This is a genomic window from Enterobacter sp. CPE_E890 (assembly GCF_046521475.1).
Taxonomy (GTDB): Bacteria; Pseudomonadota; Gammaproteobacteria; order Enterobacterales; family Enterobacteriaceae; genus Enterobacter; species Enterobacter adelaidei.
On the sequence record NZ_JBKFZW010000001.1, the window covers coordinates 4,714,470 to 4,732,157 of the forward strand.

A 17,688-nucleotide genomic window follows, 5' to 3' on the forward strand; every position below is an offset into this window, starting at 1 on the left:
AAGCGGGCTTATCAGAGGGTCGTTATCACGTTATCGAGGTGATCCATGGGGACCGGGCGAGAGAGGAAATAGCCTTGCGCCGCCGCTGCAGGAGAGTTTTGCACATCACGCCACTCTTCCAGCGTTTCCACGCCTTCAACAATCACCCCCTGGCAATAGCGGTTCATCAGCTGTAATAACAGCGTAAACAGATTCCGCCCTTCAGAGGTCTGGCGCAGCATAATGAACAGCTCGCGGGCCACTTTAATGTAGTCATAATGCACTTCACTCAGGGCAGAGAAGTTCGCCATGCCAGTGCCAAAATCATCCAGCCACAACGGGCCATACTCACATATTGAAGCAAACGAAGAGTCCTGCGGCAGTCGGACATGCTCGACCAGCTCAAAGCGCATCCATGGCAGGGTGGCGATCAATTCCTGCAATTTCGCATTCTGACGCAGCGCCAGCAGAGTTGGGCCATCAACGTTCACCGAGGCGAGGATATCATTCTGCTCGAAAAAGGCCTGCTTCGTCGCCAGCATACGGAGCTGTTCTTCCAGCACATCCAGGCGCTGGCGAACGGCAACTTCGGCAAAATAGCGATCCGGTGCGATACGCTGAGAAGGGTTTGATGGATGCGTGACGACGGTCAAAATTTCAATTGCCATCAGCCGACCATCAGTCCGGTAGATCGGCTGATAGGTGTACGCACGCTCACATTGCAGCCAGTAGCGATGCTCCTGCAAGTTCTCAATACTTGCCTCAGGCGTAGTGCTCAGCCGCTGGATAACCTGCTCTGACTTCATTTCAGATGTCCTGTTGTTGGGATAGCCTTTCTGGACTCGTCACAGGATTATCGGCGCAACAATTGAGAACTTTATGTTCAATTCACGGGGAAAATGAAATTAAGATGACAGAAATGAACAGGAACACGCGCTGGCTCAAACAAAATAATGGAACGTTGTTTTAATATAGTTGACCAGTTAATTCACTCAGCGCAAACTACCGATAAATACTCTGTTCAGGTTCACGACTATGTCCAAAAAAATTGCCGTGATTGGCGAATGCATGATTGAGCTGTCACAAAAAGGCGCGGAAGTCAGCCGCGGATTTGGTGGCGATACGTTAAACACGTCCGTTTATATTGCCCGTCAGGTTGCACCTGAGGCACTCGCCGTGAACTACGTCACCGCACTGGGCACGGATAATTTTAGCCAGCAAATGCTGGACGCCTGGCAGAGTGAACACGTTGAAACCTCGCTGATCCAGCGTATGGAGAACCGCCTCCCGGGGCTCTACTACATCGAAACCGACAGCACCGGCGAGCGTACGTTCTATTACTGGCGTAACGAAGCCGCGGCCAAATTCTGGCTTGAGAGCGATGCAGCCGCGGCCATCTGTGAAAAACTGGCCACGTTTGATTATCTCTATCTGAGCGGGATCAGCCTGGCGATCCTGAGCCCCACCAGCCGTGAAAAGCTGCTTTCTCTGCTGCGCGAATGCCGCGCCAACGGCGGGAAGGTCATTTTCGATAACAACTACCGTCCGCGCCTGTGGGCCAGCCGCGAAGAGACGCAGCAGGTCTATCAGCAGATGCTGCAGTGCACCGACATCGCGTTTCTGACGCTCGACGATGAAGACGCCCTCTGGGGTGAGAAACCGGTAGAAGACGTGATTGCGCGCACGCAGGCGTCTGGCGTAAGCGAAGTGGTGATCAAGCGCGGCGCAGATTCATGCCTGGTCGCAGTTGCGGGTGAAGCGGTGGTTGACGTCCCGGCGGTGAAGCTTGCCAAGGAGAAAGTGATTGATACCACCGCGGCGGGAGATTCATTCAGCGCGGGCTATCTGGCGGTACGTCTGACGGGCGGAAGCCCGGAAGCGGCGGCACAGCGTGGGCATCTGACGGCCAGCACCGTGATTCAGTATCGCGGGGCAATTATTCCGCGTGAGGCGATGCCTGTTTAAGTAAGGCGCGGGCTGACACCCTCTCCACAGGGAGAGGGTGTGTTGGCGTATTAATTACTGCCCCTGCGGTATATCCGTCGCATCCTGATGTAAATCATCAGTCGTGGTAGCCTGCACCGGCTGCGGTGCGGTAGCCATAATGGAATCCCAGGTCGTCTGAAGTTCCTTCATGTCATATTCCGGCTCGCCTTTTGGCTGCAGCAGGACCAACGCCATTTCCTGCGACAGCTGCTGACGCAAGTCCTGATTTAACATATCGACGGTCAGACCGTTAAGGAAATCCTGGCGAAGTTTCTGGTACTGTTCTGGTGCAATATCCACCACCTGATTTTGCAGGGAGCGAATACGCTGACTGATCAGGATATCGGTATCGGCGCGAGCGTAGGTTGCAAACAGCTTCTGCAGCTCGAGTTTTTTCTGCGCCACGAGAGCATTGAACTCGTCTTCAGAGAGACCCTCTTTGCGCACTTTCGCCAGCTCTTTCGCAACCACACCCAGATTCGCATTCAGCTTATCGCCCGGCGATTCAACGTTAATGGCACACTGTGCACGCTGGAACAGCACACGACAGTCAAAACCAAGACCGATATTCTTCACACTGTTCTTACTGAGCGTCTGCTGAACGTGCCAGAACAACGCTTCACGCGCCAGATCGGCACGCCAGTAGCGCAACAGCGCCGCGGACTCACGAATTGGCTGCCAGGCGTTATCCCACATGACGGAAAGTCGGTCCTGACGGACGGTGTCCGTCATAATGCTGACGGGTTCTGTGCGCAGTGGAGAGAGCGTCGGGACAGGTGCTGGCGTTTCACGTTTGCCTTTCAAATCACCAAACGCTTTGTTGATCTGCTCAACCACCGCGCGGCTGTCCACGTTACCCACTACGATCAGCGTCATCGCATCCGGGGTATACCATTTCTGGTAGAACGATTTTACCTGTTCAGCATCCACCGGTTGTTTCAATGGTTCGGCCGGATCATGCCCAAGCAACGTGGAGCCTTTCAGGCGATAACGCCACCAGCCCTCTTTGGTATCCACAGGCCAGGTCGCCACCATGTCACTGTTGCTCAGGGCATAGTTAACGGTATCCGGCGTAATCGCCAGATTGCCAGAGGCATCGGAGAGATACGTCAGGGCTTCTTTGAGCAAATCGTTGCGGTTATTTGGCAGGCTCAGGTTAAACATGGTGTAGTCATACGAGACAACAGCCGGAGGAAGTGGGCGTTTCGGATCGATGGCCTGTTGCCAAAGAGAACGCACCTGAACCGCTTGCAGACTGCCGCTCTGAGTGAGCGCCAGCCGGGGAATAAAGTGGCTAAACCCAGTTTGCTGGGTGCTCTCCGCGAGAGAGCCGGTATTGACGGACAGACGGATTTCAATACGGTCGCTGGGACGTTGTGGGGTGGCTAAAACCTGCCACTGAAAACCGTTCGCTAATGTCCCTTGTTGCCAGGCCGGGTCTGGCTGGAGCGCATCTGCCTGCACATAACTGGCTGCTGCCATCATCAGCAAACCGCCGGTTAAGAGTCGAATTTTTGTGCCCTGCATGTGAACCCCTGATCAACATTCCTGGTTAAAAAAGAGTGCCTCGCGACGCGCCACACTCTTAAAGATGACGATGAAAATACGTCAATTAGACCGCGCGTTCGGCAAAACGTCACGGTCAGAAGTGAAATATACCCAAAAAAAATCTTGTCGAATTATGACAGGTATGAACAGTTATTATGCGCAGGAGCCCGCATTCCGACAAGGGAATACGGGCATTTGTGACAAGTTTAAGAGGTTAAGCCAGGATTTTTGCTGTCGGTTGAACGGTTATTCAGAGTGTCGTCGAGCTTTTTGTGATCCAGCTCTTTCACCCATTTCGCCACGACCACCGTGGCTACGCCGTTACCCACCAGGTTGGTTAACGCACGCGCCTCGGACATGAAGCGGTCAATACCCAGAATCAATGCCAGACCCGCCACCGGCAGGTGACCCACTGCAGAGATGGTGGCCGCCAGCACGATAAAGCCACTGCCTGTCACGCCCGCCGCACCTTTAGAAGAGAGCAGGAGCACCACCAGCAGGGTAATCTGATGGAAAATATCCATATGACTGTTGGTCGCCTGAGCGATAAACACAGCCGCCATCGTCAGGTATATCGAGGTTCCATCAAGGTTGAAGGAGTAACCCGTCGGGATCACCAGACCGACAACCGATTTCCGGCACCCCAGTTTCTCCATCTTATCGAGCATACGCGGCAGCGCCGATTCTGAAGAAGAAGTCCCCAGAACAATCAGCAGCTCTTCACGGATGTAGCGGATGAATTTGAAAATACTGAAGCCTGTCGCGCGGGCGATAGAACCCAGTACCACGACCACGAAAAGGATACAGGTGATATAGAAGCAGATAATCAGCTGACCCAGCTGTACCAGCGTACCGACGCCATATTTACCGATGGTAAAGGCCATCGCACCGAAAGCACCAATCGGCGCCAGGCGCATGATCATATTGATGATGCCGAAGATCACCTGCGAGAAGCTTTCAATCACATTGAAAATAAGCTGACCTTTGCTGCCAAGACGGTGCAAGGCGAAGCCAAACATGACCGCAAACAGCAGCACCTGCAGGATGTTTCCGCTGGCGAACGCGCCGATGACGCTGCCAGGTATTACGTCCAGCAGGAAGGCGACGACGCCCTGATCCTTCGCCTGCTCGGCATAAACCGCGACTGCTTTGGCATCCAGCGTTGATGGGTCAACGTTCATTCCCGCGCCTGGCTGCACCACGTTAACAATAATAAGACCGATAATCAGCGCGAGGGTACTGACGACCTCGAAATACAGAAGTGCCACAGCGCCGGTACGCCCCACCGCCTTCATGCTTTCCATGCCAGCTATGCCCGTCACTACCGTACAGAAGATCACCGGGGCGATGACCATTTTGATGAGCTTAACGAACGCGTCGCCAAGCGGTTTCATTTGTGCGCCCAGTTCAGGGTAATAGTGACCCAGCAGAATACCGATGGCGATGGCTGTCAGGACCTGGAAATAAAGACTTTTAAAGAGAGAGGTTTTCATAAGGTGTCCTTGGGAAGAAAAACCACAGGCTTTGTAAGGTTATGGTTAACCTGCGGCTTTAAAATAACACCCACATAACAGGACAGAAATAAACTCAGTTCAAATTTGAAACACAAATGTTAAGAACTTTGAGCTGACTCGCACAAGCCAGCAACAAAATTACACTTTTGCGTTATTGTCAGGGCCAGAAAGGTATCGTTGTTCAAAGACATCCGAAGGAACAGCAGGGGCAAAAAGGAAGCCTTGTCCGCTCTCCACGCCCGCCTCTGCCAGCCAGACGCGTTGCGCTTCGGTTTCAATTCCTTCGGCAATAAGATGCAGATTCAGGCTGCGCGCCATCTGGATAATGGCCTGCACCATGCTGCTGTCGCCCGGCAGGCCGTCGACAAACGCTTTGTCAATTTTTAGCACATCCACCGGGAGGGTCTTCATGTGCTGAAGCTGGCGTAGCCCGGCGTATCCCATGCCAAAATCGTCCAGCGCAATGCGAATGCCGGCATTGCGCAGCGGCTTCAGGATCGCGACCGCCTCATTAGGGTCGTCAATGCGTCGGCTCTCAGTGACTTCCAGGGTTAACGTATCAGGCTTGATTCGGTAACGATGGATCAGCTCCAGCATCTCTGAAACCATGGTCGGGTGCATAAGCTGCAGGGCTGACAAATTGACCGACAGCGGCAGCGTTACCCCGCGCTCCTGCCAGGCAGCTAGCTGACGGCAGGACTCCTCAAGCACCCAGTAACCGACGGTGACCATCAGACCACAGGATTCGATCCGCTCAATCAGCCCCTCCGGTAGCTCCCATGAGCCATCCGGCTGCTGCACACGCAGTAACGCCTCAGTGCTTTTCACTTCTCCCGTCAGCAAGTTCACCTGCGGCTGTAACCAGAGGGCAAACTGGCGGTTATCCAGCGCGGTCAGAATGTCGCTCTCTTCGGTCAGGCGCTGTTGCGCCTTTTCCATCTGTTCCGGGTCGAAGAACTGGATCTGATTTTTCCCTTTGCGCCGGGCGGTAAACGCCGCCGAGAACGCGCGACGATATAGCTGTTCTGCGGTCAAGTCGCCATAGTACATCGCGATGCCGATGCTGGCGCTTGGACGAAGCTGGATACCCTGAACAGGCAACCGTTCATTAATGACAGTGAGTACTTGCTGACCTAATGTGATCGCATGCCAGGGCTCTTTCACACCGTTGGCAATAATGACCAGGTCATAACCGCTGACCTGGGTCAGTACCATGCGAGGAGCAATAACAGACTTCACTTTTTCCACCAGCGTCAGGAGCAGTATTTCGCGCTGGCTCTCCTTGAGCACGCCAGCCGTGTCCTGCAGGGTCTCGCAAGCGACGACCATCAGCGCCGTGGTTTGCTGACGCGCAACGGTCTGCTCCAGCATCGCCATCAAAAAGGCTTTATTGGGAAGCTCGGACACCGGGAAGCGGGTGGCGCTGTTGCTTAACTCATCCTGTTGGCGCTGGATTCGCTGCTGATTGAGGTTATAACTGCGCACCAGCATACCAATTTCATCGTCATGATGAAGACGCGGTACTTTCAGTTGATGACCCATCTGGTCCTGCGGAGAGAGCGTGTTCAGCTCCCGGGCAATATGGCGCAACGGATGGACGATCAGCCGGTTGATACACCAGGTCAGCGCGACGCTCAGAATGAGCGTCATAAGTAAGCAAGTGGTCACTAACGTAACTACCCAGCTCATGACGAACTTATACATGCGGTATGAGTCCGCCTGTAAGACCAGATAGGCCAACGGCTGCGGATTAGCAGGACGCTCAAGCGAATAGACCGGCAGTGAAATCTGCACCGGTAGTTCAAACAGGCGCATCACCATCATTGGGACTGGGCGTTCCGGGATAAAGCTCATCCGCAGCGCCTGGAACTGGTTGGGCAATACAACATCGGCCCGGCTCACAATACCGGCCGGCTGAATGCGTTTCAGAATGGTTTCCGCTTCGGGAATATCCCCTTTCAGAATAGAGGCGGAGAGTGGGCCTCGCACCGAGCGGGCGATACTTTCTAACTGCGAAGCCGTGTTATAGCGATTCTGCTGTACAGAATGAAACAGCAAAATTACGCAAAAGAGCAGGACAAACAGCATGGTGACGGCAGACACCATCGCCATCTGTTTGATCGTTAAAGAACGGCTGACACGCAAAATGACTCTCCACAAAACTCGAAGCGCAGGGCGCACCAGGGTGTAAACCTGGCGCGCCTGAGTATACCCGATTGCTACGCTATTAAGAGAGACTTACAAATGGATTAAGGAAAATCCGATTACCAGTCCGCGTAAGGGATAAGCGGCTGCGGCGGTAAGTCCATATCGCCCTGCCAGCCTGCAGCAGAGTAGCGTACATACAGCAACGCATGGCTTGGGGTATAGTCTTTCGCTTGCTGAATATCCACGCCCATGCCTACAAACCAGTTGGAGGTCACCCGGCGTTCGATAATGGCTCGTGCGGTATAACCCGTACCCGAAGAGCTGCTGCCCGTTTCGGGATTATGCTTATCGGTATACATCGGGTCACCATTGGCATCCACCTGGTTATCCGGGATGAGACTCTGGATAGGATAACGCATGCCGTCTTTGGTTTTTGAGTGGGACCAGGATACCGAGCCACCCAACTCCCAGGACCAGTTTTCCGTGCGTTTACGCCAGGTCACCGGCAAGGCGAAGGAGACATACTCCTGCGGGCTGTAGTAGCCGCCCTGACCCAGAGAGTATCCGCTCAGATCTTTATCGTAGTGCCACAGCATGTTGGAGACACCGACCGTCAGGCGCTCATTGTTTTGATTAATCAGCTTGTAGTAGTAACCCGTCATCCAGCGGACGCGCCAGTTATCTTCCACATTTTTCCCCGTCAGCGTTTCCGCATTCAGGCTCGACCAGACGCCGTTCGCCTCACCTTTGTCATAGCTGATACTCACACCACCACCCGTAGCGCGTACGCCACCCCACGTGGTGCCGGTATTTGTGTCCTTTTGCCCACCAAAGGCCAGCAGAGAGCTGGAAATTGGCCGGCGATGGGCGTTAACGGTATAGCCGATAGGCCCCAGATCGCTGCTGTAACTGACACCGCCCACCACGTCGACGACATCAAAGCCCATTGGCGTGGTACCAATATCCATCGCCCAGGTTTTATTCTGCCAGCCAACGGCGACGCTCGCGCCATTGTCTGACTGATGGGTGTTGCCACTACACGGTGTTGCAGAACAGGTACCCCAGGTCGGATCGTACTTCCCGTCCTTCGTCTCAAACGATCCGGCGTCCATATTGACCAGATCGCTGCGGAAGAACATACGTCCATCAGAGAGCGGGGCATCAACCTGCAGCATGGTGGTGTGCGCTTTCAGATCGGAATAACCGCCCGTACCGCTGGAGCCCCAGTAATCATGTTGCAGCGTGACGTTAACGTCCTGCTGACGGTACAAATCACCGGCGTCACTACGCACGCCGCGCTTCAGCCAGTCATCTTTTTCGTCATTACGCGTCAAACGGGTGAAGCTGTCGTTGTCGGTCGGGCGCGTCGTCGTGATGCCAGACGAGACCATCGCATCTTTATAGGTATCCAGCGCCTGCTGAGGTTGGCCGTTTTGTGCCTGGAAACGCGCAGCATCACGTAATACCAGCGCGTTTTCCATGGAACCGGGTTGCGATTTGGCCTGCGGGATGATTTTGTTGAATGTTTGTTCTGCGGCAGCGGAATCACCCAGACCGGCCTGCGCCATCGCAATCCGGCGTTGCATATTGAGCGATAACGGCTGACCATTTTGTGCGGCTGGCAATTTTGCCAGCTCGGCGCGCGCGGCATCCTTGTCACCTTGCGCACTGTAAATTTCAGTCAGACCGAGAAGCGCATCTTCGTTCTGCGGCTCACGCTGCAACACGGCACTGTAAGCCGTTTTTGCCTCATTAAGATCGCCGCGCTGCTGTGCCCAGTCTGCCAGGGTTAAGTCAATACGAGTGGAGGTTGGTTGCTGGCGGAGGAGATTTTCTGCCTCTTTCTCTTTGCCGCTGTCGCGCAGGCGGTTGGCGGTTTCCAGCACCTGGTTGCTTTGCAGGCGGTCGGCCAGTTCCTGAATGTTGCTATTCCACTGGTTACGCGGAAGCGTGTCCAGATGCGCCAGGGCAGCCCGGTCCTGATCGTTTCCGGAAAGATACAGCCCACTGGCATACACCTGATCCGGATCTGACGGTTTCTGGCTGGCAAGCTGACGCATCAGGGTATCCGCCTGGCTACGCTGGCCCGCGCTGTAGAGATCGCGCGACAATCGGTATGTTATCCACACGTCGCCAGGAGAGAGTGCCAGACGGCGACGCTGAATTTCTGCTGCCTGGGCGTATTTACCCTGATTCTCCAGCTGTTCTGCCTTGGCCGAAAGCTGCTCGTTGGTCAGACTACGTTCAATATCATCAATGCTCCGGCGCTGGCTGGCAGACAGCGACTGGATAAACTGCGAAGCTTTCTCCGGCGACTGCGCGCGGTAAATATTGGCCAGTCCGCGAACCGCATTGCTGTTGCCGCTGTCCATACGTAACGCCTGGCGATAATAACGTTCTGCCGCGTCGTTATCTTTACGCGCGGCTGCGGCATCTCCCAGCCCCAGCACGGCATAACTGTCGGTATTGTCTATATTACGTGCCTGCTGATAGTAACGCTCTGCCTGCGCCGGGTTATTCGCCTTCAGCGCCGCATCCCCCTGCTGGATCAGCAGCCAGTAACGGTTGACCTTCAGCAAACTGTCCCATTTACCTCGGTTATCACTCTGCGGATCGAGCGCAATCGCCTTTTCAAACTGTGCCACTGCGCGGGCGCGATCGCCTTTCTGGGAATAAGCCTGCCCCAGGGCCCCCACCGCCTCACTGTCGGCATGGTTGGCGCTGACGGCTTTTTGCAGCTCAGCTACCGCCTTACCGCTCTGTCCGGCATCCACCGCGGCCAGCCCTTCCGCTTTCGCACGGAACGCCGGGTCAGCAAGCTGTTTTTGTTGTGCTTCAAGCTGTGAGCGTGCCGCCGCGACATTATCACCGTCGCTGAACACGCTCAGATATTTTTGCAACGCGCTCACACTGGCGCTGCTGGCAGGCTGGCCTTTTATCTGCTCATACCACAAATCTGACGCCTGATTGCGGCCATTGGTGGATTTGGCCATTTCCTGCAACACCGCAAAGCCTTCATCGCGCCGTCCGTTCTGGAACAGAAGCTGAGACAGCGTCGCCTGCAGCTGCGTATTTCCGGGGCTGCTGGTATTTATTTTCTTGAGCTGGTTAATCGCTGCATTACGGCGGGCAGGATCTTTCGCCACGACATTCCAGTATTCCGTCGCCAGATCGCCACTCGGTGGGTTGCCGTCAAACAGCTTGTCATAGGCGGCAATCGCCTCCTGAGTATGCCCCGTCGTAGCAAGCAATCTGGCCTGCTGTAGCTGCTGGCGGCCATCAGGGGTGGAGAGCAACATCGTATTACGTGATGACTGATAAACACTGGAGCCCGGCGCGATCCCTTTCAGACGATCAAGCTCTTTTTGCGCACCAGCGGTATCTCCCTGACGAAGCAGGTAACGAAAGCGTGCGGCGATGACGTCAGGGTTGTTCGGGTCAATCAGCTCAAGGCGATAGAGTGACTGTCGAACCAAATCCTCACGCTGAGTTGATTCACCCAGCCGAACCTGTTCCAGCAGTTGTCTCTGCTGCGGAGAGTTAGCGGCCTGAGCCAACGGCATCAATGCCAGGCCAAGCGATAAACTGAGTAGATTTACTGTGAACTTGCGCATTCCTGGCCCCAATCCGGTATTAATTCACCTTTAGCGGTGAAGCGAAAACGATGCTGATCCCATCCTTGCCCAAAGAGGGTCAGTACGTAACTGTAATAGGCATTATTATCGGGAAAATGGTCTGCAACGCGCTGGCGCTGAACCGCCTGGGCATCACGCTGTTGTAAAAAAGGTAGCATAGCGGCAGAGAAACCGACCGGGCCTTTACCCGTGCGTTTCCCACTCGCCACATCCATTTTCTCCGGCGGCACACCGTGTTTCGTTGTCATTGCCGCCATTGGCTGGAAGCGCGTCAGGAGCCGGGCCTTCTGGGGATCGTTATCACTCATCATCCCCACCCAGAGGTAGACGCGAATAGCGTCGTAGCCTCCTACCAGCGTCTTATCCTGCTGTAACCGCCAGCCTTTGTTTTTCTGATACTGCACCCAGTCCGGCGAAAAACCTTTCGGCGCACTCTCCAGCAGCAAACGGAGATTGGTTTCACGAAGGGTCGTCCACGGAGCACCGAAGCGCGTGAAATAGCTCGCTAACTGCGGAGGTAAATAACTGGGGTTGAAGCGCCAGCTTTTCTCTTCAGCAAAACCCACTTTGCCGGGAAGCAACATCGCGCCGAGACCGGGCACGTTTACCACTTCCTCGCTGGCAATGCGTTTAAGCAGTGCTTTACCCGTGCGGGTATACACCGGATGCTTCCACAACCGCCCCGCTTCGAGCAGTGACCATGCTATCCAGACATCGGCATCTGAGGCGGAATTGGTATCAATGACGGCCCAGTTTTCTTTGTCTTTCTGTCCCCATAGCCAGGCCGGCAGGTGGTCATTGAGAGTGCCACTGGCAAGGTTATCGCGCGTCCACGTCAGCAACAGGTCAAACGCTTTACGATCGTTAGCGGCCAGGGCAAAGAACAAGGCGTAGCTTTGCCCTTCCGACGTCGTAATTTTGCGCGTGTCACTGGGATCAATGACACGCCCGCCCTCACTGATGTAATCCTTTTTAAACTGCTCCCAGGCAGGCCAGGTACAGGCGGCGCGAAGAGGAAGCGCCGCCAGCATCAACGCTGCTAATGCACACCAGCGAAAGGCTTTCATCACATCTTACTCATCCGGGTTCAGACGACGACGGCTAATGATACGCAGCAGACGCCACAGCACCCACGCCAGCAGAACCACACTGACCGCGGCCAGGATGGCGAGCAGAACCGGATGGTTAGCCAGCGCATACCACAGACGTTCGAACCATGGCAGATGACCGACGTAATACACATCACCTACGCGCAGGCTATTGACGCCAGACTCACGTATTACCGATACCGAACCAAACATCGCGGCACGTTTACCGCTGTCGTTCATCGCGGTATTGAGCAGTTCATACCCACGTGGGCTGTCCGCGAGGAGAGCCACAACGCTACGCTGCTCGTTGTAAGGTGACTGGAAGCCCACCACCGCAGCCATGGCTCCCTGAGACGTTACGGCCGTCTGCACGCTGGCCTGGCGATCGTTAACATCCGGCATGATGCTCGGGAACTCGGTCTGGCGCATCGGGGTGTTAACCCACGACTGAGCCGCTTTCACCAGCAGATCGATACGTTTGTCATCCTTCAGCTTATCCGGGATGGTACCGATCAGCATGATGTCTGCATCTTTGTTTTGGATCTGGCTACCATCATCAGTCAACGTGACGTTAATTGCCGGTAAGCCCGTCTGTGCGCCGACGGTCGCCATGGTATCCAGCAGCGTTGTCACCTGCCCTTCATTTGGCGCTTTTGGCATAACGACAATGGATTCAGAGAGATCGGCCATACGGCTGAACGGGAAGCCCGCATTAGCAAATGCACGCAGATCCGGCATCGCCAGGAAGTGATAATACTTCGAGAAGTCGATGGTCGACTCATCACCAATCACGACGTGGTTCTGTACAGGCTGGAAGGTCACGCAGTTATCTATCGAACCGCCAGGCATCGGGTTCATGTACTGGAAATCAAAGCGCAGCTGGTTTACCGCACCCAGCTTCAGCGCCGGGATAGAGACATCCGTTTTACCGTCCAGCAGCCCCTGCAACACCGGCAGGCGAAGCATCAGTCGGTTTGTATCCTGCGTGCTTTGCAGGCTGAAAGATTGCAGGAACTGGTTGTTCAGGCTGATGTCCATGCGCGAGCTGTCTTTCGTTACCGGCGCGGTGTAACGGTAGTTCAGATTGATATCAATCCCGTTGGTACGCAGCAGGTACAGATCCGGCGGCAGATTCAGTGACAGGCTAATTGGCGCAGGCTCAAGCCCGGTCGCCTGCAACTGCTCTTCATACGTTTTCAGCTCACCAAACGTCACTGCTCGGTCGGTACGTACCCAATTTGGCGCATCATAAGGTTTACGCGCCAGCAGTGGTTTAACTTCATCCACAACAACACTGTTACCGCGGAACAGGACATTGCCCTGGGCAATCGCTTTTGCAGCCTGTACCAGATCTTTATCATCACGACCAAAGACCACCAGCAGCTTCACGTACGGGTTATCCGGGTGGCTTACCATTTCAATGGTTGGCGCTTTGACGTCTGGATGCTCGCGCAGGAAAGCGGGTCGTTTGGCATTGGTCGCAAAGACGATCGCGTTTCTGTCCGGCATTTTATCGTACATCACCGGGAAGCTCTGCCCGCGCCAGCCGGAACGCGAACCAAACCAGGATGCCACAATCGTGGCCGCGAGTTGCTCGGTCACATCCGGGGAAGAGGCAAAGACCATCGGCAGGGTTAGCGGACGGTTGTCGCGCGGGTCAAAGAACGGAATGGGGAACGCTGAGAGATCGTTTTTCAGCGCCAGTGACTGGTAGGTCATCTGCAGCGAGGAGTTGCGTCCCACATCCATCCACAGCGTGTTGCTGGCCGGGTTTTCACAGACATCACGGTAATGACCGACAAACTCCAGACGGATACGGTTAAAGTCGGTGATAAACAGCGGATTGATCGGCACCTGAGCCTGTGTTTTTTTACCCAGTTGCTCTTTCGTGACGGGCAGAACGTCCATCAGCTCGTCATTCAGGTAAACCTTCAGCTGAGACTGCACCGGCAACAGCGACGGCGATGGGGTGTATTCAAGGTTCAGCACCGCATTAGAGATGACCTCATCGCTGCGCATACCAAATTCAATACCGCCGTTAGGGTTGATGCCGCGCAGCACCATACTTCCCGGAGGGGGCGCAATTTGCGCAAAGGTCAGCTTCACATCCCGTGACGGGGCATTGTCCGCAACAACGGGCGCATTTGCGCCCCGGACGCCCGGCATCACCTGCCCGATGACCTGGCTGTCTGCCGGCAGGGTGTTCCCCTCCGTTGGCTGATTCGGAGTGATGTTTTCTGTTTGACCGGGTGCCGCAGTGACAACCGCATCGGTTGCTTGCGCGACGACAGGCACCGTTGGCGCAGGCGTTGCCGCTGCGTTATCAGGTGCTGCATTAGCCATTGTTGCGGGGATTGCACTCATCCCCATTGCCACTGCACATAACCAGGAAAGTTTTGTTTTCATCGCGTTATCATCATTGTTGAGCCATAACCGGGTCCGCCTGCTTCGCCTCATCCCGCTCAGGACGACGAGGAATGAACGACACGACCCAGGAAACCAGCGAAGTAAGTGACCGGAAAATTATTTTCACCGACGACGGGGCAAATTCTGCAAGGTGACGATAGCCACGGAACCCCAGCTTCAGAATATCCAGCAGGCTTTCCAGAGGTTTATCTTCCGGGAAGCTGTCCTGCCAGAGAGCCCACGTATCCGCGCGGGCAAACGTACACTGCACAAAATCAATATGCTGTTTTTTGGTCAACGGCATCAGCTGCAGACCGACCTCATCCCCGGCCACACGAACAACTTGCGTCGGGAAGACATACTCCTGCTGGCCGCGTTTAAGCAGCAGGTTAACTTTTTGCCCTTCCAGCACTTTCGCCTGACCGTTGATTTTGATCCCAAGACCACCGTCAGAGAAGTCGTGCACGGTACAGGAGAAGAGGTGTCCATCTTCACGGGCAAGCGCTGCAGGCATACAGATTTCAACACGATGCGCACGACGTACCTGCTTGCTCTCTACCGACACGGCAACTGCGCCACCGAGGATAATCAGGTTGTAGAACACCCATGCCATACTCACGAACACGGTCAGGATCTCGTTTTCCGGGCCATAGAAGTAACGCCAGATACCCGCGATAACGCCAACAATGTTCAGCAATACCAGGAAGATATACGGACGGGAGATCACCCAGTCGACATACTCCTCTTCGACCAGACCACCCTTCGCGGTGACGTTAAATTTACCTTTGTGCGGATTAATCAGCGCCACCATCGTTGGCGGGGCTATATACCAGGCCAGCACCGTTTCGTAGATCTCACTCCAGAATGAATGGCGGTATTTACCCTGAATCTTCGAGTTCGTCAGGCTCGCGTGGATCATGTGCGGCAAAACAAACAGCGCAATCATCAGCGCCGGGGCGTAGATGATGTAAGCATGAAGAAGCAGGAAGGCCAGTGGCGCAGTCAGGAAGATCAGCCGCGGGATACCGGACAAGAAGTGGAACATGGCGTTGACGTAGCAAAGACGCTGCGCCAGCTTGAGCCCTTTCCCAATCAGTGGGTTATCGAGACGGAATATTTGCACCATGCCGCGTGCCCAGCGAATACGCTGACCAATGTGCGCCGACAGTGACTCCGTTGCCAGACCGGCGGCCTGGGGGATACGCATATAGGCAGAGGTATAACCACGACGGTGCAGACGCAGCGAGGTATGCGCATCTTCGGTGACCGTTTCAACCGCAATGCCCCCAATTTCATCCAGCGGTTTACGGCGGATAACCGCACAGGAGCCGCAGAAGAAGGTGGCATCCCACATGTCGTTCCCATCCTGTACCAGGCCATAGAACAGCGTGCCTTCGTTCGGGGTTTTACGGAAACGGCCGAGGTTACGTTCAAACGGATCTGGCGAGAAGAAGTGGTGCGGCGTCTGCATCATCGCCAGCTCTTTCTCTTTCAGGAACCAGCCCATGGTCATCTGCAGGAACGAGCGCGTCGGCACGTGGTCGCAGTCAAAGATCGAGACAAACTCGCCTGTGGCATACTTCAGCGCGTTGTTGATGTTCCCGGCTTTAGCATGCTCGTGAGTTGGACGGGCGATGTACTCTACGCCCACCTCTTCCGCAAACTGGCGGAACGCCTTACGGTTGCCGTCGTCGAGGATCCAGACTTTGAGTTTATCTTTTGGCCAGTCGATACCCAGCGCGGCATAAATGGTGTTTTTCACCACGCTCAGATCTTCGTTGTAGGTGGGCACAAAGAGATCAACCGACGGCCACTGCGCGGTATCTTTTGGCAGCGGAACCGGCTGGCGGTTGAGCGGCCAGATCACCTGGAAATAGCCCAGCACCAGTACAATCCACGCGTAGGTTTCTGCAAACAGCAGTATCAGACCGCACACCAGGCTGACCGGATCGTCCCAGTTCAACGTTGAGGTATAACGCCACCAGATGTAACGGCAGGAGACGGTCAACGACAATACAATCAGCATCAGGGCTGAGAAACGCCCCGGAATACGGCGAACCAGCAATGCCACGCCCCACAGCAGGATCAGGAAGGTGAACTGTGCCAGCGGGTTAAAGGGTTGCGTAATACAGACCAGCGCCAGGATGAGCGAGAAGACGACGATCACGCCGAGAATAAAACGCCGCAAGCCCGGGTGAAGATGCCCGAGCTCTTTATGGTTGTCCAGATGGCTGGTCTTATCGGTAACGCTATCGGGCAATTTATCCAGCCACTGATGGTACCGCTCACGTAACTGCTGAACGCGAGAGAAGCTGCGCCAGTGCGGCACTTTTTTCTCCGACCGGGGGGACGTTGCCACCAGCCAGATGGCCTGAATAAGATATCGCGCCGGATCCAAAGGCCGTGGCCGGTCCGGGTTAATATGCGGATATAACTCACTGTGCCGTGCACGTATGCGCTGCCAGCGCGGGTGTTCGAGTGGAATGAACATCCAGGCCAGAATCATCCAGAAACAGCCGAGCGCCGCGCTAAATGACGAAGCGCCATGCCGGCGAAAATGCCGGTAATGTTCGCTCAAACGCGAACTGACCGGCGGGATGAGTAACCAGCTGGCGAGACGACTCATACCGAACTCCCCGCAGGCTCCGCCGCGTTGGCGAAGTTCAGCAGACACCAGTTAGCCAGTGTCAGAATTTCTTCTGCCGCCAGTGAATCGCTGCGGTATTCCCCGAGCGGTTGCTTAGAGGCAAGGCATTCCGCCATTCCCTCATCACGATGGATGACAATCGGAAGCAAGCGGCGCTGGCTTTGCAGCCACACCTGATACAGATCGTCCTGGATCTGGCTGCCAATGCGTAAATCGTTAATCAGAATATGTCCATTCTGAGGCAGCCCTTGCTGATGCAAACGGATATGGCAATTCGCATCGACGTTCACGATCGAGAGGACATGATCGCACTGCGCGATAAGCTGTCGGGTCAGCGTGCCGGAGCCATGCGGCAGATCCAGCAGGATCCATTTATAGTGCCCTTTTTCTTTCAGGCTCTGCAGCGCAAGAGTGAATTGCGAAAACAGACGCTGATAAGCCGCCTCATTTTCGCGTTCCGCAGTGGTCAATTGACCAAAAGGCAGTAAATCAAGCTGGGAGGTATAACGCATACCCGCATCCCGCCAGTCTTTATCATCGAGCAGCGCGCGGGCCCACCCCTCCTCACGTGTAAAGTCGACGTTAAACGACATACGCAGCAAATTATCGGCGCAGGCGTCAATAACCAGCACCGACTCACCTAAAAGCTGTAATGACCACGCCAGCGCCGCAGTCACGGATGTGGTACCCACCCCGCCACGGATGCCTTGTAATCCGAGTATGGCCATCAATGGCTC

At 55.1% G+C, this 17,688-nt stretch carries 10 protein-coding genes; 1 reads left to right on the plus strand and 9 read right to left on the minus strand.

What is annotated here, in order from left to right; translation table 11 throughout:
* Positions 1–11 precede the first annotated feature (11 nt).
* Positions 12–785, minus strand: a complete 774-nt coding sequence (gene pdeH, locus ACLHV9_RS23310; protein ID WP_028018351.1) for a cyclic-guanylate-specific phosphodiesterase — start codon at positions 783–785, stop codon at positions 12–14.
* Between the two features lie 229 nt (positions 786–1,014).
* On the opposite strand from pdeH, the gene ACLHV9_RS23315 reads away from it, so the two are divergent.
* Positions 1,015–1,944, plus strand: coding sequence for a sugar kinase (locus ACLHV9_RS23315; RefSeq protein WP_407221118.1), 930 nt, complete (start codon positions 1,015–1,017; stop codon positions 1,942–1,944).
* Positions 1,945–1,998: 54 nt separating this feature from the next.
* On the opposite strand, the gene ACLHV9_RS23320 is transcribed toward ACLHV9_RS23315, so the two are convergent.
* The 8 genes from ACLHV9_RS23320 to bcsQ form a co-directional block, all read right to left on the minus strand.
* On the minus strand, positions 1,999–3,492 hold the full coding sequence (locus ACLHV9_RS23320; protein WP_028018353.1) for a M16 family metallopeptidase: 1,494 nt from the start codon (positions 3,490–3,492) through the stop codon (positions 1,999–2,001).
* Positions 3,493–3,719: 227 nt separating this feature from the next.
* On the minus strand, positions 3,720–5,006 hold the full coding sequence (locus tag ACLHV9_RS23325; RefSeq protein WP_028018354.1) for a dicarboxylate/amino acid:cation symporter: 1,287 nt from the start codon (positions 5,004–5,006) through the stop codon (positions 3,720–3,722).
* 159 nt (positions 5,007–5,165) lie between these two features.
* Positions 5,166–7,172, minus strand: a complete 2,007-nt coding sequence (hmsP, locus tag ACLHV9_RS23330) for a biofilm formation regulator HmsP (protein ID WP_407221119.1) — start codon at positions 7,170–7,172, stop codon at positions 5,166–5,168.
* Between the two features lie 119 nt (positions 7,173–7,291).
* Positions 7,292–10,789: a cellulose synthase complex outer membrane protein BcsC gene (gene bcsC, locus ACLHV9_RS23335; protein WP_407221120.1), complete on the minus strand. Its 3,498-nt coding sequence runs from the start codon at positions 10,787–10,789 to the stop codon at positions 7,292–7,294.
* Entirely contained in the window at positions 10,771–11,877 is a 1,107-nt protein-coding gene (gene bcsZ, locus ACLHV9_RS23340) for a cellulose synthase complex periplasmic endoglucanase BcsZ (RefSeq protein WP_407221198.1), read from the minus strand. The genes bcsC and bcsZ overlap by 19 nt, the downstream gene beginning before the upstream one ends.
* Positions 11,878–11,883: 6 nt before the next feature.
* Positions 11,884–14,304: a cellulose biosynthesis cyclic di-GMP-binding regulatory protein BcsB gene (bcsB, locus tag ACLHV9_RS23345; RefSeq protein WP_108091155.1), complete on the minus strand. Its 2,421-nt coding sequence runs from the start codon at positions 14,302–14,304 to the stop codon at positions 11,884–11,886.
* A 10-nt stretch (positions 14,305–14,314) separates the two neighbouring features.
* Positions 14,315–16,930 carry a UDP-forming cellulose synthase catalytic subunit gene (bcsA, locus tag ACLHV9_RS23350; protein WP_108091156.1) on the minus strand — a complete coding sequence of 872 codons (2,616 nt, stop codon included), beginning with the start codon at positions 16,928–16,930 and terminating at the stop codon, positions 14,315–14,317.
* Positions 16,927–17,679, minus strand: coding sequence for a cellulose biosynthesis protein BcsQ (bcsQ, locus tag ACLHV9_RS23355; RefSeq protein WP_028018360.1), 753 nt, complete (start codon positions 17,677–17,679; stop codon positions 16,927–16,929). Before bcsQ ends, bcsA begins: the two co-directional genes overlap by 4 nt.
* Positions 17,680–17,688: the final 9 nt, after the last annotated feature.

Excerpts from the sequence above, each read along its gene's own strand:
- ACLHV9_RS23315 (WP_407221118.1), top strand. The coding sequence starts at position 1,015 with ATGTCCAAAAAAATTGCCGTGATTGGCGAATGCATGATTGAGCTGTCA.
- pdeH (WP_028018351.1), bottom strand. The coding sequence starts at position 785 with ATGAAGTCAGAGCAGGTTATCCAGCGGCTGAGCACTACGCCTGAGGCA.
- bcsC (WP_407221120.1), bottom strand. The coding sequence starts at position 10,789 with ATGCGCAAGTTCACAGTAAATCTACTCAGTTTATCGCTTGGCCTGGCA.
- ACLHV9_RS23325 (WP_028018354.1), bottom strand. The coding sequence starts at position 5,006 with ATGAAAACCTCTCTCTTTAAAAGTCTTTATTTCCAGGTCCTGACAGCC.
- ACLHV9_RS23320 (WP_028018353.1), bottom strand. The coding sequence starts at position 3,492 with ATGCAGGGCACAAAAATTCGACTCTTAACCGGCGGTTTGCTGATGATG.
- bcsA (WP_108091156.1), bottom strand. The coding sequence starts at position 16,930 with ATGAGTCGTCTCGCCAGCTGGTTACTCATCCCGCCGGTCAGTTCGCGT.
- bcsB (WP_108091155.1), bottom strand. The coding sequence starts at position 14,304 with ATGAAAACAAAACTTTCCTGGTTATGTGCAGTGGCAATGGGGATGAGT.
- bcsZ (WP_407221198.1), bottom strand. The coding sequence starts at position 11,877 with ATGAAAGCCTTTCGCTGGTGTGCATTAGCAGCGTTGATGCTGGCGGCG.
- bcsQ (WP_028018360.1), bottom strand. The coding sequence starts at position 17,679 with ATGGCCATACTCGGATTACAAGGCATCCGTGGCGGGGTGGGTACCACA.